This window comes from Variovorax sp. YR216 (assembly GCF_900107745.1).
Lineage (GTDB): Bacteria > Pseudomonadota > Gammaproteobacteria > Burkholderiales > Burkholderiaceae_C > Variovorax.
Genome location: NZ_FNRO01000015.1, coordinates 148,633 through 169,318, shown reverse-complemented (window position 1 = coordinate 169,318; position 20,686 = coordinate 148,633). Strand labels below are relative to the sequence as shown.

Sequence of the window (20,686 nt, the reverse complement as noted above, 5' to 3'; positions counted from 1 at the left end):
AACCACATGGTGGTGATGCCCGATGCCGACATCGAGCAGGCGGTGGATGCGCTCATCGGCGCGGGCTACGGATCGGCCGGCGAGCGCTGCATGGCCATCAGCGTGGCCGTGCTCGTCGGCGATGTCGCCGACCGGCTGCTGCCGAAGCTGATCGAGCGCACCAGGTCGCTCAAGGTGCTGGACGGCGAGAACCTCGCGGCCGAGATGGGTCCGATCGTCACCCGCGCGGCGCGCGAGCGCATCACAGGCTACATCGCCCAAGGCGAGAAGGAGGGCGCGAAGCTGCTGGTCGACGGACGCAGCTTCAAGGGTGCGCAGGCCGGCGAGGGCTGCGACAACGGCTTCTGGCTTGGCGGCACGCTGTTCGACCATGTCACGCCCGACATGCGCATCTACAAGGAAGAGATCTTCGGCCCGGTGCTTGGCTGCGTGCGGGTGAAGGACCTCAAGGAAGCGGTGGACCTGGTCAACGCCCACGAGTTCGGCAACGGCGTGGCCTGCTTCACCCGCGACGGCAACGTGGCGCGCGAGTTCTCGCGTCGCATCCAGGTGGGCATGGTGGGCATCAACGTGCCGATTCCCGTGCCGATGGCCTGGCATGGCTTCGGCGGCTGGAAGAAGTCGCTCTTCGGGGACATGCACGCCTACGGCGAGGAGGGCGTGCGCTTCTACACCAAGCAGAAGTCGATCATGCAGCGCTGGCCCGAGAGCATCGACAAGGGCGCCGAGTTCGTGATGCCAACAGCAAAATGATTGATCCCCAACCTTTCAAGGCCAGGAACCCCGCGGAACCGGCTTCGCCGGGCCGCCGGGGTTGCCCCCGGAGAGGGGGTGCCCGAGCCACACGAAGTGGGCGAGGCTGGGGGAGAACGTCGTGACCCTCAGCCCAGCTCGGCCCTTCGCGGCATGTCCGCGCCGCGGCGCGAGCAGGTGATCGCGGCGGCCCGAGCGGCGAATCGCAACAGCGCATCGAGCTGCGAAGCATCGAGCCCGCCCAGAGCTTCGGGCGTGAGCGCGTCGTGCTCGTCGAGCCAGGTGAGCATCGCCGCCTGGAAGGTGTCGCCCGCGCCGACGGTGTCGATCACCTTCGTCTCGGGAGTCGGCACATCCGCCTGCGCGTTGCGGGTCCAGGCGCTCGCCCCGTGCCGCCCGCGCGTCACCGCGACCAGCGCTGCGCCCTGCGACAGCCAGCGCGCCGCCACCTGCTCCGGCGTCTCGGCTGGAAATAGCAGGCCCAGGTCTTCATCGCTCACCTTCACCAGATGCGCGATCGACACCATCTGCTCGACCACTGCGCGCCAGTGGGCCAGATCGGGCTCGACGTTGAGCCGCACGTTCGGGTCGTAGGCGATGAGGCGCCGCTCACGCTCGCGCGCCGCCAGCGCACGCAGCGCGCTGCCCACCGGCTCGACCACCAGCGCATACGAGCCGAACTGCAGCACGCGCGCCGCCGGCGGCAGGGCAGGCATCGTGTCATGCGTGATCTGCCGGTCCGCGGCGCCGTTGCCGTGAAACGCATAGCGCGGCACCCCGCTCGCGTCGACGCTGACCACGCTCAGCGTGCTCGGCGCGTCGTTGCGCAGGATCAGCGAGGTATCGACGCCTTCGGCCCGCAGCGACGCCAGAAGGCGCTCGCCGAGCGCGTCGCTCGACAGCCCCGTGAGGAAAGCCGCCGGCCGCGCCAGCCGCGCCAGCCCCTGCGCCACATTCAGCGGCGAGCCGCCGATGCGTGCGTCCAGCGTCATGCCGGTGGGCGTCGATGCGCCCATGTAGACATCCATCAGCGCTTCGCCGCAGACCACGAACATGGCGTGTTCTCCTTGCTCAGCGCGGTGCCTGCCAGCCCTTGTAGTCCTTGACGTTCGTGCGCGTGATGAGCGTCGAGGGCAGCAGGGTCATGGGCGAATCCGGCTTCTTGCCGTTGAGGATGTCGTGACCGATCTCCACCGCCTTCACCGCGATCATGTACGGGTCCTGGCTCGCCGAGGCCTGCACCTGGGTGTCGGCCTTGAGCGCGGTCTCGATGTCCGGTGCGCCGTCCACCGAGGTGATGATGATGTTCTTGCGGTTGAGCTGCTTGGCCGCGAGGTCGGTGCCGATCGCCTGCGGATCGTTGATGGCGAACACCGCATCGATCTTCGGGAAGCGCGTGAGGTGGTTCTGCATCACGTTCAGGCCGCCTTCGCGCGAGCCCTTGGCGTCCTGGTCGTCCGAGAGGACCTTGATGTCGGGGTTCTTCTTGAACACCGTCTTGCAGCCATTCACGCGGTCGATCACGGCCGAGACCTGCGGCCCGTTCTGGATGATCACGTTGCCCTTGCCGCCGAGCTTCTCGACGATGAACTGGCAGGCGATCTCGCCGGCCTGCACGTTGTTGGTCTGCACGGTGGCGTCGGCGCCGTTGGCCGCCACGTCCACGCCGACCACCACGATCCCGGCCTTCTTGGCCTTCAGCAGCGCCGGCTCGATCGCCTTGGCATCGACCGCGTTCACGAGGATCAGGTCCGAGCCGGCCGAGATGAAGCCGTCGATCTGCGAGAACTGCTTGTTGAGGTCGTAGTCGGCCGACAGCGCGATGACCTTCGCGTTCGGGTTGTACTGCTTGGCCCTCGCTTCGGCGCCCTTGGCGAGCGAGACGAAGAAGGGATTGCCCATCGAGCCGAGCGTGATGCCCACGTTCTTGAATTCCTTGTCCGCGGCATGTGCGACGGGCATCGCGAGGGCGGAAGCAATGGCGGCGAAAGCGAAGAGTTTGTTGCGCATGAAGAGTCTCCTGGTTGGTGGTTGGGGAAGCGAACGGGAAATCAGGTCCTTGCAGAGCCCTTGCGGCGGTAGCGGTCCAATGCGACGGCACCGATGATCACGAGGCCCTTGACGATGTATTGCCAGATGTCGGACACGCCGAGCAGGATCAGGCCGTTGGTGAGCACAGCGATGATCAATGCGCCGACCAGCGTGCCGATGATCGAACCGGTGCCGCCGACGAAGCTGGTGCCGCCGAGAATCACCGCCGCGATCGCGTCGAGTTCGTACGACGCACCAAGCTGCAAGCCGTTGGCCGCATAGAGCCGCGCCGAAGCCATCACGCCGCCAAGGCCCGAGAGCAGACCCGAGGTGCAGTAGACGAAGAGCAGCACCGCCCAGACCTTGATGCCCGCGAGGCGCGCGGCTTCGGGGTTGCCGCCGACCGAGTAGATGTTGAGGCCGAGCACCGTGCGCCGCAGGATGAACCACGACAGCGCGATCACCGCGAAGGCGATGATCACCAGCCACGGCACGCCCAGCACGTCGCCATTGCCGATGAAGGCGAACGGCAGTTGCGGGTTGAAGATGGTGGCATCGTTGCCGATCAGTCGCGCGATGCCGCGCACCGCGGTGAGCGCGCCGAGCGTCACGATGAAGGGCGGCAGCTTCACGAAGGCCACGAGCACGCCGTTGATCAGCCCGAACAGCAGCCCGCAGCCCAGACCCGCAGCGATGCCGAGCATGCCCAGGCCGGGAACGTTCGACATCAGCATGGCCACCACGGCCGAGGCCGCGAGGATCGAGCCCACCGACAGGTCGATGCCGCCGGTGAGGATCACGAAGGTCATGCCCGCGGCGAGCACGATATTGATCGACGCCTGCTGGGTGATGATGGAGAAGTTCTGCCAGCTCGCGAAGTTCTCGCTCGACACCGCGAAGCCGATGCACAGCAGGATCAGCACCGGCAGCATGCCGATGGCGCGCAGGAGGTCCTTGCCGCGCGATGTCGGCGCTGCGGGCTTCACGTGCTCCATGGCGGAAGCGGCGGGTGTGCTGCTGCCGTCGGCGATCGGGGCGGCAGCCGGGAAGGGATCGGGCAGGGCTGGATCGGTCTGGTGCGAGGCGTTCATGGTGTTTGTCTCCGGGGCGTAGGGGTGAGGGTCAGTGCACGGTCGGGACGGTGCCGGTGGTGGCGCCGGTGGCCAGGGCCACGATGTTTTCCTGGGTGATTGCGGTGCCGGTGTCGCCGCCGACTTCGCCGACGAGCTGGCCTTCGCGCATCACGATCACGCGGTCGCAGACGCCGACCACTTCGGCCAGCTCGCTCGAGATCACGAGCACGGCGACGCCGCTGCGCGCGAGTTCGTCGATGAGGCGATAGATCTCGCTCTTGGCGCCGATGTCCACGCCGCGCGTCGGCTCGTCCAGGATCAAGACCTTGGGCTTGAGCTCCAGCAGGCGCGCCAGGAGCACCTTCTGCTGGTTGCCGCCCGACAGCGAGCCGACGTTGACGCGCGGCGAGGCGACGCGGATCGACAGCTGCTTGATGGCGTCGCGCGCCCGTTCGAAGGCGCGCCGGCCGTCCATCACGCCGCCGCCCCTGGCATCCAGCGGGCACACCATCACGTTGATGTTGTCGCGCACGCTCAGGTCGAGGAACAAGCCCTCGCCCTTGCGGTCTTCCGTCAGGTAGAGGATGCCCGCGCGGATGGCGTCGAGCGGCTGCTCGATCTTGAGGGTGTTGTCGCCCATCTGCACGTCGCCGCTGGTGCGGGCATCGGCGCCGAAGATCAGTCGCGCCAGTTCCGTGCGGCCGGCGCCGACCAGGCCCGCCAGGCCCAGCACCTCGCCCGCGAACAGCTCCAGGCTGCAGCCGCGCACGCGTCGGCCGTCGGCCATGTTCCTGACCGCCAGCGTGCGCGCACCGGTGTGCTGGCCCTGGTGCTCCTTGCGGTAGAAGCCCGAGAGATCGCGGCCCACCATCATCTTCACCAGCTTGTCGCGCGAGAGTTCGGCGCGTTCGAGCGTGCCGACGTAAGTGCCGTCGCGCAGCACCGTCACCTCGTCGGCCAGCTCGTCGATCTCGTCCATGCGATGGCTGATGTAGAGGATCGCCATGCCCTCGCTGCGCAGGCGCTTGATGAGCGCGAAGAGGCGATCGGTCTCGTGGGTGGACAGCGGCGTGGTCGGCTCGTCCATCACGAGGATGCGGCAGTCGAAGTGCACCGCGCGGGCGATTTCCACCAGCTGGCGCTGTGCGATGGAAAGGCTCTCGACGATGGTGGTGGGCCCGAAGTCCGCACCCAGGCGCTTCAGCGTGGCAGTGCACGATTCGGCCATGCCGGCACGGTCGACCAGCGCGCCCTTGACCATCGGGCGGCCCATGTAGATGTTCTCCGCCACCGTGAGGTTGGGCGCGAGGCTCAGCTCCTGGTAGATCACCGATACGCCGAGCGCCTTGGCCGCCAGCGGGCCGTCGATGTTCACCTGCTTGCCGTCGATGCGGATCTCGGCGCCGGCGTCGGGCATGTAGGCGCCCGAGAGGATCTTCATCAGCGTCGACTTGCCGGCGCCGTTCTCGCCCATCAGGGCATGGACCAGGCCCTTGTTGGCGTGCAGTTGCACGTTCTGCAGGGCCTTCACGCCGGGGAAGGTCTTGGAGATGTTGCGCAGTTCGAGCAGGTGAGGTGTGCCTTCAGGCATGGGAGGTCTCCTTGGCGGTGTGGGAGAAAGCGGAGGCGGGCTGGCCGCGCAGCACGTCGGCGCGCGGGGAGAAACTGAAGAACATCGGCAGGCTCGCTGCGCCGACGGCGCCGGCATTGGCGCGGAAGCTGCCGCGCAGCAGCCGCGGCGTCTGGCGCGCTTCGGGGGCGATCTGCCTGAGGCCCGCATCGACGCGGCGGATGAGTTCGTCGATCAGGCCGCTGTCGATGTCGCAATCGATCACCACCGCGGGAAGGTCGAGCACGGCCAGCGCGGCGCGCAGCGACGGCACCAGCGCGTCCACGCAGTCGTCCATCCATTCGCTCACCTCGCGCCTGCCGGACTCGACGCAGGCCTCGAGGTCATCGTGGTTGCGTACCTGGACGCCGTTGTGGCGAAGATGGCGCGTCAGCGAATTGAGCGAGGCGCGCGAAAGCAGGATGTCCCAGCGCCGCTCCGACGGCGGGGCCGACGCGAGGCTGCTGGGCGGGACCGGCATCAGGCCGAGGTCGGCCGCGTTGCCGGTACTGCCGCGCAGGCTCTCGCCGTCGATGACGGCGCCCGCGCCGAGCGCCGCGCCGATGAAGACATAGAGGAAGTCGTTTTCCTCGCGGCCGACGCCGAAGAAGAGCTCGGCGATCGCGGCCGCGTTGCCGTCGTTTTCCTTGAACACGGGCTGCTGCACCGCCTGCGCGAGCATGGCGCCGAAGTCGACGTCGTCCCAGATGCGGAAGTCGGCCTTCAGGTCGAGTTCGCGCAGCCAGCTGCCGAGGTTGTAGGGCTGGGCGAGGCCCACTCCCATGAGGCGGCGGCGCTGCGCGCCGTCGAGCACGCCGAGCATGCGGGCGATGCTCTTGCGCACGAGCGCGAGGGCCTCGTCGGGGTGGGGCAGCAGCTGGTCGTGCGCTTCGCGGGCGAGGATGCGGCCGCCGAGGTCGATCAGCACCGTCTCGATGCTGGTGCGGTCCAGGCGCACGCCGATGCCGTAGGCGCCCTCCGGATTGATGCGGTAGAGGCCCGCGGGCTGCCCGCGCTGGCCTTCCTGGCGGCGGCCGGCGGGCTCGATCAGCCGCGATTCCTCCAGCGACTGCACGATGCTGCCGACGGCGGTGTTGGTGAGCTGGGCCCAGCGCGAGAGATCCGCCTTCGAAGCCTCTCCTGCGCGGCGCAGGCGCTGCAGCAGGGTCCGCTCGTTGTAGAGGCGGAGGTTGATCGAATTCGTCCCCCGTCCGGGTCCGCTTTGTCTCACCACATGTCTCCTTGGGTGCCGATCCGGCATTCGTGTCGTCTCGGGCTATTAATTAATTCAAGTTGAAGAAAGTTTAGTTCGCGGATCGCAGTCCGTGATCAGGGATTTCCCGATGTTTCGTTTCCGGGGGTTCGGATCAGGACGCATGCGGCACCGGAAGGGTCAGACACAAGGAAGGCGGGCAATGGCAGGCACGAGGTTGCAGAGGTCGGGCTGGCCGGCCTTCTCATCCATCACGGATAGGGGAGAACACTAACTAAATGCAATTGATTTATTAATATGAAGTGCCGATAATTCCCTTGTCGCAAGCGCGACAGATCAAGGAAACGCAGTCGGTCCACCGACCGCCCGCACGTGGAGACAAGCTTGCTGAAGAACATCGATCCGCTCCTGAGCCCCGAACTGCTCAAGGTGCTGTGCGAAATGGGGCATGGCGACGAAATCGTCCTGGCCGATGCCAATTTCACGGCCTCTTCGCTCGGCCGCGGCAAGCCCGTCCTGCGCCTGCCCGGCGTGGGGATGCGCGAGGCCTGCGCCGCCGTCCTGTCCGTCTTCCCGCTCGACGCGGCCGTGGTCCAGCCGGTCGCGTTCATGCAGGTGAGCGACACGCCCGAGGGCCATCGCTCGGCCCTGCAGCGCGAGGTCATCGGCCAGTTGGTTTCGCGCGGCGATGCGTCGGACGCCCAGTGCGAGCCGGTGGAGCGCTTCGCGTTCTACGAGCGCGTGCGCGGCGCCTACGCCATCGTGCAGACGGGCGAGTTGCAGCCCTACGCCAACTTCCTGTTCAGGAAGGGCGTGATCGCGAAGGAGCTCGTGCCATGAATGACGCCAAGGCTGCCGACGGGTTGCGCCCGCGCGGTTCCAACCAGGTGGGCATGCGCCAGTTCAACGAGCGGGTGGTGCTGCAGGCCATCCGGCTGCACGGGCCGCTCCCGAAGGCGGAGATCGCGCGCCTGACGAATCTCACGGCGCAGACGGTGCAGATCATCATCTCGCGCCTGGAGGCCGACGCACTGGTGGTCAAGCGCGCGCCGGTGCGAGGCAAGATCGGACAGCCATCGGTGCCGATGGCGCTGAATCCCGAAGGCGCGTATTCGATCGGAATCAAGATCGGCCGCCGCAGCCTCGACGTGCTGCTGGTCGACTTCACCGCGCAGGTGCGCGAGCGGCTCACGCTGGCCTACGAGTTCCCCGATCCCGACACCCTGTTCGACGAGATCCGCGTGCGCCTGAAGACCTTGCGCCAGTCGCTCGGCCCCGACCGCGCAGAGTTGCTGTACGGCATCGGCATCGCGGCGCCGCTGTCGCTCGGCGGCTGGCAGTCGCTGCTCGGCGTGGGGCCGGAGCAGGCCGCCAAGTGGAACGACATCGATATCCAGGCGCGGGTGGCCGCCATGACGACGCTGCCGGTCGAGCTCGTCAAGGACACCGCAGCCGCCTGCGTGGCCGAACTGGTGGCCGGGCGCGGACGCAGCGTCCGCACCTTCCTGTACGTCTTCATCGACACCTTCATCGGCGGGGGGCTCGTGATCGACAGCCACCTGCGCCCCGGAGCCACCGGCAACGCCGGCGCCCTGGGGTCGATGTCGCTCGGGCTCGGCGGCGCCGATGGCGCACCGCCTCGCCAGCTGCTGAGCGTGGCATCCCTCGTCACGCTCGAGAAGATGTATGCACAGGCGGGGCTCGACGCGCGCGCCGTCGCCGACACGCGCGCGGTCGAGGCGCCATGGATGCCCGTCACGCGCGAATGGATGCAGCAGGCCAGCCCGGCGATCGCCATGGCCATCCACAGCGCGACGGCGCTGCTGGAGCTCGACGGCGTGATCGTCGACGGGTCGTTCAGCCGCGAGATGCTCGCGGCGGTGCTCGCGCAGATCGACGGCGCGCTGGACCGTTTCAGCTGGGAAGGCATCGCCCGTCCCGTACTGCTTGCCGGCGCCATCGGCGCCGATGCACGCGCGATCGGCGGCGCCATGTTGCCGCTGTACGCGAACTTCGCCCCCGATCGCGACCTGTTCCTCAAGCTCGATCGCTGATCCCCCACCCCACGGAGACCCCATGACCACCGACCGCAGCACCCAACTCGCACAGCACTTTCCCACTCTGGAGAACATCCCGGCCGAGTACCGGCTGGCCGAACAGGTCCACCAGCGTCACGCCCTGGTTGCGGGCCGGTTGATCGAATGGCACGGCCCGAGCAAGACCGTGCTGTCGCCGGTGTGCACGCGCGATCCGGCCACCGGCGAAGTGCGCCAGGTCGAGATCGGCAGCTACCCGGTGATGGGCGAGGCCGAGAGCGATGCCGCGCTCGACGCCGCGGTGGCGGCCTATGCCAACGGCCGCGGCGAATGGCCGACGATGCCGGTGGCCAGGCGCATCGCCTGCATGCAGGAGTTCGTGCGCCGCATGGCGCAGCAGCGCGAACCGATCGTGAACCTGATCATGTGGGAGATCGGCAAGAGCCTGGCCGATTCGCGCAAGGAGTTCGATCGCACCGTCGAGTACATCCAGGCCACCATCCAGGCGCTGAAGGACCTCGACAACGCCAGCTCGCGCTTCGAGATCGCCGAGGGCACCATCGGGCAGATCCGGCGAACGCCGCTCGGCGTGGTGCTGTGCATGGGCCCGTACAACTACCCGCTGAACGAGACCTTCGCGACGCTGATCCCGGCGCTGCTGATGGGCAACACCGTGGTGTTCAAGCCGCCGCAGTACGGCACGCTGCTGTTCCACCCGCTGCTGGACGCTTTCCGCTCGGCTTTTCCCGCGGGCGTGATCAACACCATCTACGCGCCCGGTGCCGTGGTGGTGCCGCGCCTGCTGGCCTCGGGCAAGGTCAACGTGCTGGCGCTGATCGGCTCGAGCAAGGTGGCCGATCACCTGAAGAAGCAGCATCCGAAGTCGCACCGCCTGCGGGCGATCCTCGGGCTCGACGCGAAGAACGCCGCGATCATCCTGCCCGACGCCGACATCGAGCTCACGGTCAAGGAATGCCTGCTCGGCGCGCTGTCGTTCAACGGCCAGCGCTGCACGGCGCTCAAGATGCTGATCGTGCACCGCTCGATCGCCGATCGCTTCGTGAAGCGCTTCGTCGAAGAACTCGACAAGCTCAAGATCGGCATGCCCTGGGAGAGCGGCGTGAGCATCACGCCGCTGCCCGGCCTGCATCGCACGGCCTATATGACCGAGGCGCTGGAAGACGCCAAGGCGAAGGGCGCGCGCATCGTCAACGAGGGCGGCGGCGAGTTCTGCCAGACGCTGTTCCACCCGGCCGTGGTGTATCCGGTCGCCGAGGGCATGAAGCTCTACCGCGAGGAGCAGTTCGGCCCGCTGGTGCCGGTGATGCCCTTCGACGACGTCGAGACCGCGCTCGACTACGTCATCACCTCGGACCACGGCCAGCAGGTCAGCATCTTCGGCGCCGATCCCGGCCAGATCGGCGCGCTGGTCGACCCACTGGTCAACCAGGTGTGCCGCGTCAACATCAACTGCCAGTGCCAGCGCGGCCCCGATGTGTTTCCCTTTGCCGGTCGCAAGGATTCGGCCGAGGGCACGCTGTCGGTGGCCGATGCGCTGCGCGCCTTCTCGATCCGCTCGATGGTGGCCGCGAAGCAGACCGAGCCGAGCAAACAGTTGCTCAACGCCATCGTGCAGGACCACAAGTCCAGCTTCATCAACACCGGCTTCATTCTTTGAGGGAGCGAACCATGCATCGCCAACGCCACGCCAAGATCGTCGCCACCCTCGGGCCGGCCAGTTCCGACGCAGAGACCATCCGGGCGCTCTTCGATGCCGGCGCGGACGTGTTCCGCTTCAACTTCAGCCACGGCAGCCATGAACAGCACCGCGCGCGCCACGAGATCGTGCGGCGCATCGAGCAGGAGACCGGGCGGCCCATCGCCATCCTGCTCGACCTGCAGGGGCCCAAGCTGCGGGTCGGCCGCTTCGCCAACGGGCCGGTCACGCTGATCGCCGGCAACGCGTTCCGCCTCGATCTCGATGACGCGCCGGGTACTTCGCGACGCGCACCGCTGCCCCATCCCGAGATCTTCGCGGCACTCGAGGCCGGCACCGACCTGCTGCTCGACGACGGCAAGATCCGCCTGCGCGTGCAGGCCTGCGGCCCGGACTTCGCGGAGACCACCGTCATCGCCGGCGGCATCCTCTCGGAGCGCAAGGGCGTCAACGTACCGGGGGTGCTTCTGCCGATCTCGGCCCTCACGGCGAAGGATCGCGCCGACCTCGACTTCGGCCTGGCGCTCGGTGTCGATTGGGTGGCGCTGTCCTTCGTGCAGCGGCCCGAGGACATGCAGGAGCTGCGCGAGATCGTGCAGGGGCGCGCGGGCGTGCTCGCCAAGCTGGAGAAGCCCGCGGCGATCGAGCGGCTCGATGCCATCGTCGCGCTGTCCGATGCGGTGATGGTGGCGCGCGGCGACCTCGGCGTGGAGATGCCGGCCGAGCAGGTGCCGCGCATCCAGAAGCGCATCGTGCGGTCCTGCCGCGATGCCGGCAAGCCGGTGATCGTCGCGACGCAGATGCTCGAGTCGATGATCAGCGCGCCGGTGCCGACACGGGCCGAGGCCTCGGATGTCGCGACGGCCATCTACGACGGCGCCGACGCGGTGATGCTGTCGGCCGAATCGGCCTCCGGCCAGTACCCGCGGGAAGCGGTCGCGATGATGGACCGCATCATTGCCGAGGTGGAGCGCGATCCGCACTACCGCACGGTGATCGACGCATCGCACAGCACGCCCCAGGCGACGGTGGCCGATGCGATCTGCTCGTCGCTGCGCCAGACCGCGAGCCTGGTGCCGGTCGCGGCCATGGTCACCTACACCCGGTCCGGCTCCACGAGCCTGCGCGCGGCGCGGGAGCGCCCCGTGGTGCCGGTCCTCAGCATCACGCCCGAAATGCCCGTCGCTCGCCGGCTCGCGCTGGCCTGGGGCGTGCACTCGGTGCATGTGGAACACGACGTCCACGACGTGCCGGGGATGGTCGAGACGGCCTGCGCCGTGGCGCGCAACGAAGGCTACGCCGAGCCCGGCGACATCGTCGTGATCGCTGCCGGCATGCCCTTCGGCAAGGCCGGAACCACCAACCTGCTGCACATCGCGCGCGCCTGAAGGCCCGCATCCACCTCTTCGTTCGAGACGACCAACATGAACCTCCATCCAGTGCTTGACGCGGTCACCGACCGCATCCGCAGCCGCAGTGCGGCATCGCGCACCACCTACCTCGCGAGGCTCGACCGTGCCCGGGCCAAGGGCCCGATCCGGCAGGCCCTTGGCTGCACGAACCTGGCCCATGCCTATGCCGCGGCGCCCGCCGGCGACAAGATCATGCTGCGCGAGATGCGACGGCCCAACGTGGCGATCGTTTCCTCGTACAACGACATGCTGTCGGCGCACCAGCCCTTCGAGCGCTTTCCGGAAATCATCAAGCGGGCAGCGCGCGAGGCCGGCGCGACGGCGCAGTTCGCGGGCGGCGTGCCCGCGATGTGCGACGGCGTCACGCAGGGCGAGCCCGGCATGGAGCTGTCGCTCTTCAGCCGCGACGTGATCGCCATGGCCACGGCCGTGGCGCTGTCGCACAACATGTTCGATGCCGCGCTGTGCCTGGGCATCTGCGACAAGATCGTCCCGGGCCTGCTGATCGGCGCGCTGCAGTTCAGCCACCTGCCGGCGATCTTCGTGCCCGGTGGGCCGATGCCCTCGGGCATCTCGAACGACGAGAAGGCGCGCGTGCGCCAGCGCTTTGCGAAGGGTGAAGTGGGCCGCGATGCGCTGCTCGAATCCGAGGAGAAGTCCTACCACGCCGCGGGCACCTGCACCTTCTACGGCACCGCCAACAGCAACCAGATGCTGATGGAGGTGATGGGGCTGCACCTGCCGGGCGCGGCCTTCGTCAACCCGAACACACCGCTGCGCGACGCGCTGACCGCAGCGGCGGCAAAGCGCGCCGCGGAGATCGGTGCCGAGGGTGCCGAGTACACGCCGATCGGCCACGTGGTCGACGAGCGTGCGATCGCCAACGCCATCGTCGGCCTGCTGGCGACGGGCGGCTCGACCAACCACACGATCCACCTCGTCGCGATCGCGCGCGCCGCCGGCATCGTCATCAACTGGGACGACTTCCGCGACCTCTCGGAAGTGGTGCCGCTCCTGGCCCGCGTCTACCCGAACGGCAAGGCCGACGTCAACCAGTTCCATGCGGCAGGCGGCATGGGCTACGTGATCGGCGAACTGCTCGATGCCGGACTGCTGCACGGCGACACGCTGACGGTGGCCGGTGCCGGCGGCCTGGCGCGCTATCGCCAGCAGCCGTACCTGGACGACAGCGGCCGGCTGGCCTGGCGCGACGCGTCACGGGCGAGCGCGGATCCCGCCATCCTCGCACCGGCGTCGGCGCCATTCAGCGCCGATGGCGGCTTGAAGCTGCTCACCGGCAACCTCGGACGCGCCGTCATCAAGACCTCGGCCGTGAAGCCGGAACACCGCATCGTGCAGGCGCCGGCGATCGTGTTCGACACGCAGGAGGCGGTGATCGCCGCCTTCGATCGCGGCGAACTGCAGCGTGATTTCGTCGCGGTGGTGCGCTTCCAGGGGCCGCGTGCCAACGGCATGCCCGAGCTGCACAAGCTCACGCCCATCCTCGGCGTGCTGCAGGACCAGGGCTTCCGCGTCGCGCTGGTCACCGACGGCCGCATGTCCGGCGCTTCCGGCAAGGTGCCGGCGGCGATCCACCTGACGCCGGAGTGCCTCGCCGGAGGGCCGCTCGCACGGGTACGCGATGGCGACCTCATCGTGCTGGACGGCGAACGCGGTGTGCTCGAGGTCCGCGTCGTCGCCGCCGAGTGGCGGGCCCGAAAGCCTGCCGAGGCGGATCTCGGCGACTCGCACCACGGCATGGGCCGCGAACTGTTCGCCGCGTTCCGTGCCAACGCCCTGGGTGCCGAGGAGGGCGCCGTCACTTTCCACGCGGCCGAGTCCGGCGCGTCCACCACCGGGGCGCACGCAGCGCCCGTTCACGACCATTTCGCATTCGCACAAGGAGCCACGGCATGAACGTCCTCACCATCATGCGCACCGGACCGGTGATCCCGGTCATCGTCATCGACCGGCTGGAAGACGCGGTGCCCTTGGCGCGCGCGCTGGTGGCGGGCGGCATCCGCGTGCTCGAAGTGACCCTGCGCACGCCGGTGGCGCTGAAAGCCATCGAGGCCATCGCGAACGAAGTCGAGGGCGCGATCACCGGCGTGGGCACCATCACGCAGCCGAAGGATTTCGACGCGGCGCTCAAGGCCGGCGCGCTGTTCGGCGTGAGCCCCGGGTTGACGCCGGAGCTGGTCGCCGCGGCCAGGGACAGCGCGCTGCCCTTGCTGCCCGGCGTGATGACGCCTTCCGACGTGATCGCGGCGCGCGCAGCGGGCTTCACCGAGCTCAAGCTCTTCCCGGCGCAACAGGCCGGTGGCATCGGCATGCTGAAGGCCCTCGGCGGCCCGTTCCCCGATGTGACCTTCTGCCCGACGGGTGGGATCGGCGCCGCCACGGCGCCGGACTTTCTCGCGTTGCCCAACGTGGCCTGTGTCGGCGGCTCGTGGCTGACGCCGGCCAGCGCCGTCGCCGATCGGGACTGGGGCCGCATCACGACGCTCGCACGCGAGACCGCGCACCTGCAGCCGGCCGCGAGCTGACGGACGCCCTCCAACCAAGGACCCATCATGAAGAAACTCGTTCTCCTTCGCCACGGCGAATCGACATGGAACCAGGAAAACCGCTTCACCGGCTGGACCGATGTGGGCCTGACCGACAAGGGCTTGACGGAAGCACGCGCGGCGGGCCGGCTGCTGAAGCAGGAGGGCTACGACTTCGACGTGGCCTACACCTCGGTGCTCAAGCGGGCCATCAAGACGCTGTGGACCGTGCTCGAGGAGATGGACCGCATGTGGATTCCGGTGCATCACTCCTGGCGCCTCAACGAGCGTCACTACGGCGCGTTGCAGGGTCTGAACAAGTCGGAGACCGCCGCGCAGTACGGTGAGGCGCAGGTCAAGATCTGGCGCCGCGCCTACGACGTCGCGCCGCCCCCCCTCGCGGACGGCGACCCCCGGATCGAGGCGTCCGATCCCCGCTATGTCGAGTTGGGTGCCGGCGGATTTCCCCGGACCGAATGCCTCAAGGACACAGTGGCGCGCTTCCTGCCCCACTGGCACTCGACCATCGCACCCGCCGTGCAGTCGGGCCAGCGCGTGATCATCGCGGCCCATGGCAACAGCCTGCGGGCGCTGATCAAGTACCTCGACAACGTGTCCGACGCCGACATCGTCGAACTGAACATCCCCACCGGCCAGCCTCTGGTGTACGAGCTCGACGACGACCTCAAGCCCTTGCGGCACTACTACCTCGGCGACGAGGAGGCGATCAAGGCGTCGCTGCAGGCGGTGGCCAATCAAGGAAAGTCGGGCGCCTGAGGACATGGCCACCACTACGAACAGTGCGAGTTCCGGCGGATCGGATTCCGCCTTGCACCGCATCGTCATCGTCGGCGGCGGGGCGGGCGGGCTCGAGCTGGCCACCCGCCTGGGCAACACGCTCGGTCGGCGCAAGCAGGCCGCGATCACGCTGATCGAGAAGACGCGCACCCACGTCTGGAAGCCCAAGCTGCACGAGATCGCAGCCGGCAGCATGGACATGAGCTCGCACGAGGTCGCCTACCTTGCACAGTCGCACTGGCACCACTTCCGCTACCGCGTCGGCGAGATGATCGGACTGGACCGAGAGCGGCGCGAAGTCCTGGTCGCGCCCTACGTGGACGACGAGGGACAGGAGGTCACGCCGCAGCGTGTCTTCGGCTATGACACCCTGGTCATCGCCGTCGGAAGCCAGAGCAACGATTTCGGCACACCCGGCGTGCGCGAGCATGCGATGCGGCTCGAATCGGCCGCCGACGCGCTGCGCTTCCGTTCGCGCATGGTCAATGCGTGCATCCGCGGGCACGCCCAGAGCGCCGCGCTGCGTCCGGAGCAGTTGCAGGTGGCCATCATCGGCGCCGGCGCGACCGGCGTCGAGCTGGCGGCGGAACTGCACCGCACCACGCGCGAGGTGGTGGCCTACGGGCTGGACCGTGTCGATGCCGACAAGGACATCCGCGTCATGCTCATCGAGGCCGCGCCGCGCGTGCTGCCGGCGCTGCCGCCGCGGCTTTCCCAGGCGACGGAGGACCTCCTCGCCAAGCTCGGTGTCAAGGTCTACACCGATGCCAAGGTGGCCGGCGTCGAGGCCACGGGCGTGCGCCTGGCGGATGGAAGCATGCTGCCGGCCGAGCTGATCGTCTGGGCGGCCGGCGTGAAGGCGCCGGATTTCCTGAAGGACATCGCGGGCCTCGAGACCAACCGGATCAACCAGCTCGTGGTGAAGCCGACGCTGCAGACCACCCGCGACGACGACATCTTCGTCATCGGCGATTGCGCGGCCTGCGCGTGGCCCGAAGCCAATCAAGGCAAGGGCGGCTTCGTTCCGCCGCGCGCCCAGGCGGCGCACCAGCAGGCCTCGCACATGTTCAAGCAGATCCGCCGACGCAGGGCTGGACAGCCGCTGCGCGACTACCGCTACCGCGACTTCGGATCGCTGGTCTCGCTGGGCGAGTACAGCACGGTGGGCAACATGATGGGCGGCCTGATCGGCGGCAGCGTGATGATCGAAGGGCTCTTCGCCCGCCTGATGTACGTGTCGCTCTACAAGATGCACGAGCTCGCGCTGCACGGCTTCCCCAAGGTCGCGCTCGAAACGCTGGCGCGGACGATCACGCGCCGCACCGAACCCCACGTCAAGTTGCATTGAGCGCCCGAAGCGACCCTCGTGCGCACCTCTCAAGCAAGAAGGAACCCAAACATGCCTAAAGTCAATTCATTCGATCTGCTCCTGTTCGGTGGCACCGGCGACCTTGCCATGCGCAAGCTGCTCCCCGCCCTGTACTTCCGTCACCGCGAGGGCGACCTGCCGCCGCATGGCCGCATCCTGGGCCTCGCGCGCGAGACCCTGAGCCGGGCCGAGTTCATCGCCAAGGTGGAAGCGAGCTTCGACAAGTTCGTGCCCGCCGCCGACATCGACAAGGCGACCTTCGCCACATTCGCCGAGCGGCTGGACTACGCCAAGGTGGAGGCGAACACGCCGCAGGACTTCGGCGCGGTGGCCGAGACGTTGAAAGGCTCGCCGGCCGAGGTGCGGGTCTTCTTCCTGTCCACCGCGCCGGACTTCTTCGCGCCCATCTGCAAGAACCTCGCGGCCGCCGGGCTGGTCGACGCGAACTCGCGCGTCGTGCTGGAGAAGCCCCTCGGGCGGGACGTGGCCTCCGCGCGGAAGATCAACGAGGACGTGGGCAGCGTCTTCACCGAGCCGCAGATCTTCCGCATCGACCACTACCTGGGCAAGGAGCCCGTCCAGAACCTGCTGGCGCTGCGGTTCGCCAACGCACTGCTGGAGCCGCTGTGGAACCGCACCTGGGTGCGCAACGTGCAGATCACCATCGCCGAGCAGGTCGGCGTCGAGACCCGGGGCGACTTCTACGACCGCACCGGCGCGCTGCGCGACATGGTGCAGAACCACCTGCTGCAGTTGCTGTGCATCGTCGCGATGGAACCGCCGACCTCCATCGACCCGGATGCGGTTCGCGACGAAAAGCTGAAAGTCCTGCGCGCGCTCGCGCCCATCACGCGCGCCAACGTGGGCGCGTGCACCGTGCGCGGCCAGTACCGCGCGGGAACAGTCAACGGCACCGCCGTGCCGGGGTATCTCGAGGAAGCCGGCATTCCGCCCGACACCGCGACGGAAACCTACGTGGCCATCCGCGCCGAACTCGAGAGCTGGCGCTGGTCGGGCGTTCCGTTCTACCTGCGCACCGGCAAGCGCATGGCCGAGCGCGTGGCCGAGATCGTCGTCAACTTCCGCAGCGTGCCGCATTCGATCTTTCCTTCGGCGGGCAAGGAGACGCTCGGCAACCAGCTGGTGATCCAGCTCCAGCCGGAAGAGGGACTCAAGCTCTTCATGATGGCCAAGGTGCCGGGCGACACGATGAACCTCCGGCCCGTCGGCCTGAACCTGGACTTCGCCGAGCAGTTCAAGCAGCGGCCGATGGAGGCCTACGAGCGCCTGCTGCTGGACGCCATCCGCGGGAACCTGACGCTCTTCATGCGCAGGGACGAGCTGGACGCCGCGTGGCAATGGTGCGAGCCGATCCTCGACGGCTGGCAGTCGTCCGGTGAGATGCCCCGGCCGTACGGCGCGGGCTCATGGGGGCCTGCCGCCTCCAGCGCACTCGTCGGGCGCGACGGCGCGGCCTGGCGCGAGGAATCCTGAGTTCCGCAACCCCGATCGGAGACACACCATGAACACCCTTCGCTGCGATCAGACCCAGGCCTGGCGCGCCCTTGGCGACCACTATGACTCGCAAGGCCGCAGCTTCGATCTGCGTGACGCCTTTGCCCGCCACCCTGGCCGCTTCCAGGCGCTCTCCTTCGAGGCGCCGGGCATCTTCGCCGACCTGTCGAAAAATCTCGTCGATGCCCAGACGCTGCGTCTGCTCTTCGAGCTGGCACGCGGGTGCGAACTCGAACAGCGGCGCGACGCGATGCTCGCCGGCGCCGCGATCAACACCACGGAGGACCGCGCCGTGCTGCACACCGCGTTGCGTGCGCCGCGAGGGGAGGGCCCTTTCAGCGACGAGGTGCATGCCGTACTCGATGCGATGCTCGCGTATGCCGAGTCGGTGCGCGACACCCGGGCCAGCGGCATCCGCCACATCGTGAACATCGGCATCGGCGGCAGCGACCTCGGGCCGCAGATGGTGGTGCCGGCGCTCGAGGCCTTCGTGCACCCGGAGCTGCGCTTTCACTTCGTCTCCAACGTCGACGGCCACGACATCACCTCGGTGCTGCGCCACCTGCATCCGGCCGAGACGCTGTTCGTCATCGCGAGCAAGACCTTCACGACGCAGGAGACCATGGCCAATGCCCATGCGGCCAAGGCCTGGTTCGTGGCCAACGGCGGCACCGACACGGCGAAGCACTTCGTGGCGACGACCACCAACGTCGAGGCGGCGGCGGCCTTCGGCATCGACACCACCTTCGGCTTCTGGGACTGGGTGGGCGGGCGCTACTCGCTGTGGTCGGCCATCGGCCTGCCGATTGCCCTGGCCATCGGCGCGGACAACTTCCGCGCGCTGCTGGCCGGCGCCCACGAGATGGACAGGCACTTCGCCACCGCACCGCTCGGGAAGAACCTGCCGGTGCTCCTGGGACTGATCGATGTCTGGTATCGCAACTTCCACGGCTTCACGACCCGCAGCGTCGCGCCTTATCACCAGGGGCTCAAGCGGCTGCCGGCGTACCTGCAGCAACTGGAGATGGAGTCGAACGGCAAGTGCGTCGACCTCGATGGCAACGCCTTGCCCTTCGCGACCAGCCCGGTGGTCTGGGGCGAGCCGGGCACCAATGGCCAGCACGCCTACTTCCAGATGCTGCACCAGGGGACCGACGTCATCCCGGTCGAATTCGTGCTGGTGAAGCACCCGACGCACGACCTGGCCGACCAGCACACCAAGCTGCTGGCCAACGGTCTCGCGCAGGCGCAGGCGCTGATGCTCGGCAAGCGAACCGATCAGGCCTTGGCGGAGCGTGCACCGACGGCCGCGAAGTCGCTCGCGCCGGAAGTCGTCGCGAGGCATCGGACCTTTCCCGGCAACCGGCCCAGCACCACGCTGCTGCTCGACAGGCTGACGCCTCGCACTCTCGGCGCGCTCGTCGCGATGTACGAGCACCGCGTCTTCACGAGCGGCGCGCTGTGGGGCATCAACAGCTTCGACCAATGGGGCGTCGAGCTCGGCAAGGCGCTGTGCAACGACCTGCTGCCCCGCATTGCAGGCGGCAATACGGACGGGCTGGATGCCTCGACCGCGGGGATGATGAAGCGGCTGTTCGGCTGACGGGGTCCGCCGCGGGGTGCGGTGGCGATCAGGACGCCTTCAACCCCGCGCCTCGAATCAACCGGCCCCACTTTTCCTTTTCCGCCGCACTGAAGGCCTTGAGCTCCTCGCCGGACTTGACCGTGGGCTCGATGCCCAGCTGGAGCAGCTTGTCCTGCGTCTCGGGTCGCGCGACGACCTTGTTCAGTGCCTCCGACAGGGCCCGGCGCACGTCGCCCGGGACGCCTTTGGGGGCGTAGAGCACGGTCCATCCGACGAGTTCATAGTCCGGCACGCCTTGCTCGGCCACCGACTTCACGCCGGGAAGGAGCTTGCTCTGGTGCGCCGATGTGACGCCCAGGGCCTTGACCTGCCCGTTCGCGATGGCCTGGCGCAGCGAGGTGATCGTGTCCACCATGAACTCGACCTGGCCGCCGATCACGGCGGTGAGCGCCTGGGCGCTCCCTTTGAAGTCGACCGGGAACATCGGCGCCTGTGCGCGCTGCTTGAACAGCTCGTGCGCCATGCGGCAGGTCGTCGTCGAGATGGCGACATTCAGCGCATCCGGCTTGGCCTGCGATGCGCGGACGAGATCCTGGATGTTGTTGACGGGACTTCCGTTCGACGCCACGTAGACCAGCGGCAGGACCCCGATCATCCCGATCGGCTCGAAGTCCTCCGTCTCGTAGCCCGGGTTCGCGTAGAGGAACGCATTCGCCGCGTGCGTGGCATTCGTTCCGATCAGCAGGGTGTAGCCATCGGCCGGCGCGTGAGCGGCGAGCTGCGCGCCCACGTTGCCGCCCGCACCGGGGCGGTTGTCCACGAACACCGCCTGCTTCAGTTCCTTGCCCAGCTCGTCGGCCACGTAGCGCGAGGCGATGTCGGTCCCCTGGCCCACGGCATAGGGCACGATCAACTTGATCGGCTTCGATGGATACGTCTGCGCGTGTGCGAACGCAGAACATGCGACCAGGAGAGCGGTCAGGATTCGTTGGATGGACATGTGCATGGAATCTCCTGCATGCAAGAAGT

At 68.1% G+C, this 20,686-nt stretch carries 17 protein-coding genes; 11 read left to right on the top strand and 6 right to left on the bottom strand.

Annotation, left to right across the window (positions count from 1 at the left end):
• The coding region (locus BLW05_RS27620; protein WP_143044935.1) for an aldehyde dehydrogenase family protein at positions 1–753 on the top strand (753 nt) is incomplete at its 5' end.
• A gap of 128 nt (positions 754–881) precedes the next feature.
• Here the strand turns inward: BLW05_RS27620 and BLW05_RS27615 are convergent.
• The 5 genes from BLW05_RS27615 to BLW05_RS27595 form a co-directional block, all read right to left on the bottom strand.
• A complete protein-coding gene (locus BLW05_RS27615) occupies positions 882–1,808 on the bottom strand; it encodes a carbohydrate kinase family protein (RefSeq protein ID WP_093166765.1) in 927 nt (308 codons plus the stop codon).
• Between the two features lie 16 nt (positions 1,809–1,824).
• Positions 1,825–2,763 carry an ABC transporter substrate-binding protein gene (locus BLW05_RS27610; RefSeq protein WP_093166764.1) on the bottom strand — a complete coding sequence of 313 codons (939 nt, stop codon included), beginning with the start codon at positions 2,761–2,763 and terminating at the stop codon, positions 1,825–1,827.
• 41 nt (positions 2,764–2,804) lie between these two features.
• Entirely contained in the window at positions 2,805–3,779 is a 975-nt protein-coding gene (locus BLW05_RS27605; RefSeq protein WP_093166785.1) for an ABC transporter permease subunit, read from the bottom strand.
• A gap of 127 nt (positions 3,780–3,906) precedes the next feature.
• Complete coding sequence (locus BLW05_RS27600; RefSeq protein ID WP_093166763.1) at positions 3,907–5,448, bottom strand: sugar ABC transporter ATP-binding protein; 1,542 nt, start codon at positions 5,446–5,448, stop codon at positions 3,907–3,909.
• On the bottom strand, positions 5,441–6,697 hold the full coding sequence (locus BLW05_RS27595) for an ROK family protein (protein ID WP_256330526.1): 1,257 nt from the start codon (positions 6,695–6,697) through the stop codon (positions 5,441–5,443). Before BLW05_RS27595 ends, BLW05_RS27600 begins: the two co-directional genes overlap by 8 nt.
• A 366-nt stretch (positions 6,698–7,063) precedes the next feature.
• Between BLW05_RS27595 and BLW05_RS27590 the strand changes: the two genes are divergently transcribed.
• Genes BLW05_RS27590 through pgi form a run of 10 tightly spaced genes read left to right on the top strand, consistent with a single transcriptional unit; the run spans position 7,064 to position 19,675 of the window.
• Complete coding sequence (locus tag BLW05_RS27590; protein ID WP_093166784.1) at positions 7,064–7,519, top strand: RbsD/FucU family protein; 456 nt, start codon at positions 7,064–7,066, stop codon at positions 7,517–7,519.
• A complete protein-coding gene (locus tag BLW05_RS27585) occupies positions 7,516–8,733 on the top strand; it encodes an ROK family transcriptional regulator (RefSeq protein WP_093166761.1) in 1,218 nt (405 codons plus the stop codon). Before BLW05_RS27590 ends, BLW05_RS27585 begins: the two co-directional genes overlap by 4 nt.
• Positions 8,734–8,755: 22 nt before the next feature.
• Complete coding sequence (locus BLW05_RS27580) at positions 8,756–10,393, top strand: NADP-dependent glyceraldehyde-3-phosphate dehydrogenase (protein ID WP_093166760.1); 1,638 nt, start codon at positions 8,756–8,758, stop codon at positions 10,391–10,393.
• Positions 10,394–10,404: 11 nt separating this feature from the next.
• The gene (gene pyk, locus BLW05_RS27575) at positions 10,405–11,820 is read left to right on the top strand and encodes a pyruvate kinase (RefSeq protein ID WP_093166759.1); all 1,416 of its coding nucleotides are present in this window, start codon (positions 10,405–10,407) and stop codon (positions 11,818–11,820) included.
• A gap of 36 nt (positions 11,821–11,856) precedes the next feature.
• On the top strand, positions 11,857–13,761 hold the full coding sequence (gene edd, locus BLW05_RS27570) for a phosphogluconate dehydratase (RefSeq protein WP_093166758.1): 1,905 nt from the start codon (positions 11,857–11,859) through the stop codon (positions 13,759–13,761).
• A complete protein-coding gene (gene eda, locus BLW05_RS27565; RefSeq protein ID WP_093166757.1) occupies positions 13,758–14,390 on the top strand; it encodes a bifunctional 4-hydroxy-2-oxoglutarate aldolase/2-dehydro-3-deoxy-phosphogluconate aldolase in 633 nt (210 codons plus the stop codon). Before edd ends, eda begins: the two co-directional genes overlap by 4 nt.
• 27 nt (positions 14,391–14,417) lie before the next feature.
• A complete protein-coding gene (gpmA, locus tag BLW05_RS27560; protein WP_093166756.1) occupies positions 14,418–15,167 on the top strand; it encodes a 2,3-diphosphoglycerate-dependent phosphoglycerate mutase in 750 nt (249 codons plus the stop codon).
• A gap of 4 nt (positions 15,168–15,171) precedes the next feature.
• On the top strand, positions 15,172–16,536 hold the full coding sequence (locus BLW05_RS27555) for an NAD(P)/FAD-dependent oxidoreductase (RefSeq protein WP_093166755.1): 1,365 nt from the start codon (positions 15,172–15,174) through the stop codon (positions 16,534–16,536).
• Positions 16,537–16,587: 51 nt separating this feature from the next.
• Positions 16,588–18,051 carry a glucose-6-phosphate dehydrogenase gene (zwf, locus tag BLW05_RS27550; RefSeq protein ID WP_093166754.1) on the top strand — a complete coding sequence of 488 codons (1,464 nt, stop codon included), beginning with the start codon at positions 16,588–16,590 and terminating at the stop codon, positions 18,049–18,051.
• A gap of 28 nt (positions 18,052–18,079) precedes the next feature.
• Positions 18,080–19,675, top strand: coding sequence for a glucose-6-phosphate isomerase (gene pgi, locus BLW05_RS27545; protein ID WP_093166753.1), 1,596 nt, complete (start codon positions 18,080–18,082; stop codon positions 19,673–19,675).
• Between the two features lie 28 nt (positions 19,676–19,703).
• Here the strand turns inward: pgi and BLW05_RS27540 are convergent, their stop codons facing one another.
• Positions 19,704–20,657 (bottom strand): Bug family tripartite tricarboxylate transporter substrate binding protein, encoded by a 954-nt coding sequence (locus BLW05_RS27540; protein ID WP_177142833.1) that lies wholly within the window; start codon positions 20,655–20,657, stop codon positions 19,704–19,706.
• Positions 20,658–20,686 lie beyond the last annotated feature (29 nt).

Excerpts from the sequence above, each read along its gene's own strand:
- BLW05_RS27615 (WP_093166765.1), bottom strand. The coding sequence starts at position 1,808 with ATGTTCGTGGTCTGCGGCGAAGCGCTGATGGATGTCTACATGGGCGCA.
- gpmA (WP_093166756.1), top strand. The coding sequence starts at position 14,418 with ATGAAGAAACTCGTTCTCCTTCGCCACGGCGAATCGACATGGAACCAG.
- edd (WP_093166758.1), top strand. The coding sequence starts at position 11,857 with ATGAACCTCCATCCAGTGCTTGACGCGGTCACCGACCGCATCCGCAGC.
- BLW05_RS27610 (WP_093166764.1), bottom strand. The coding sequence starts at position 2,763 with ATGCGCAACAAACTCTTCGCTTTCGCCGCCATTGCTTCCGCCCTCGCG.
- BLW05_RS27600 (WP_093166763.1), bottom strand. The coding sequence starts at position 5,448 with ATGCCTGAAGGCACACCTCACCTGCTCGAACTGCGCAACATCTCCAAG.
- BLW05_RS27605 (WP_093166785.1), bottom strand. The coding sequence starts at position 3,779 with ATGGAGCACGTGAAGCCCGCAGCGCCGACATCGCGCGGCAAGGACCTC.
- zwf (WP_093166754.1), top strand. The coding sequence starts at position 16,588 with ATGCCTAAAGTCAATTCATTCGATCTGCTCCTGTTCGGTGGCACCGGC.
- BLW05_RS27555 (WP_093166755.1), top strand. The coding sequence starts at position 15,172 with ATGGCCACCACTACGAACAGTGCGAGTTCCGGCGGATCGGATTCCGCC.
- pyk (WP_093166759.1), top strand. The coding sequence starts at position 10,405 with ATGCATCGCCAACGCCACGCCAAGATCGTCGCCACCCTCGGGCCGGCC.
- pgi (WP_093166753.1), top strand. The coding sequence starts at position 18,080 with ATGAACACCCTTCGCTGCGATCAGACCCAGGCCTGGCGCGCCCTTGGC.
- BLW05_RS27540 (WP_177142833.1), bottom strand. The coding sequence starts at position 20,657 with ATGTCCATCCAACGAATCCTGACCGCTCTCCTGGTCGCATGTTCTGCG.
- BLW05_RS27585 (WP_093166761.1), top strand. The coding sequence starts at position 7,516 with ATGAATGACGCCAAGGCTGCCGACGGGTTGCGCCCGCGCGGTTCCAAC.
- BLW05_RS27580 (WP_093166760.1), top strand. The coding sequence starts at position 8,756 with ATGACCACCGACCGCAGCACCCAACTCGCACAGCACTTTCCCACTCTG.
- eda (WP_093166757.1), top strand. The coding sequence starts at position 13,758 with ATGAACGTCCTCACCATCATGCGCACCGGACCGGTGATCCCGGTCATC.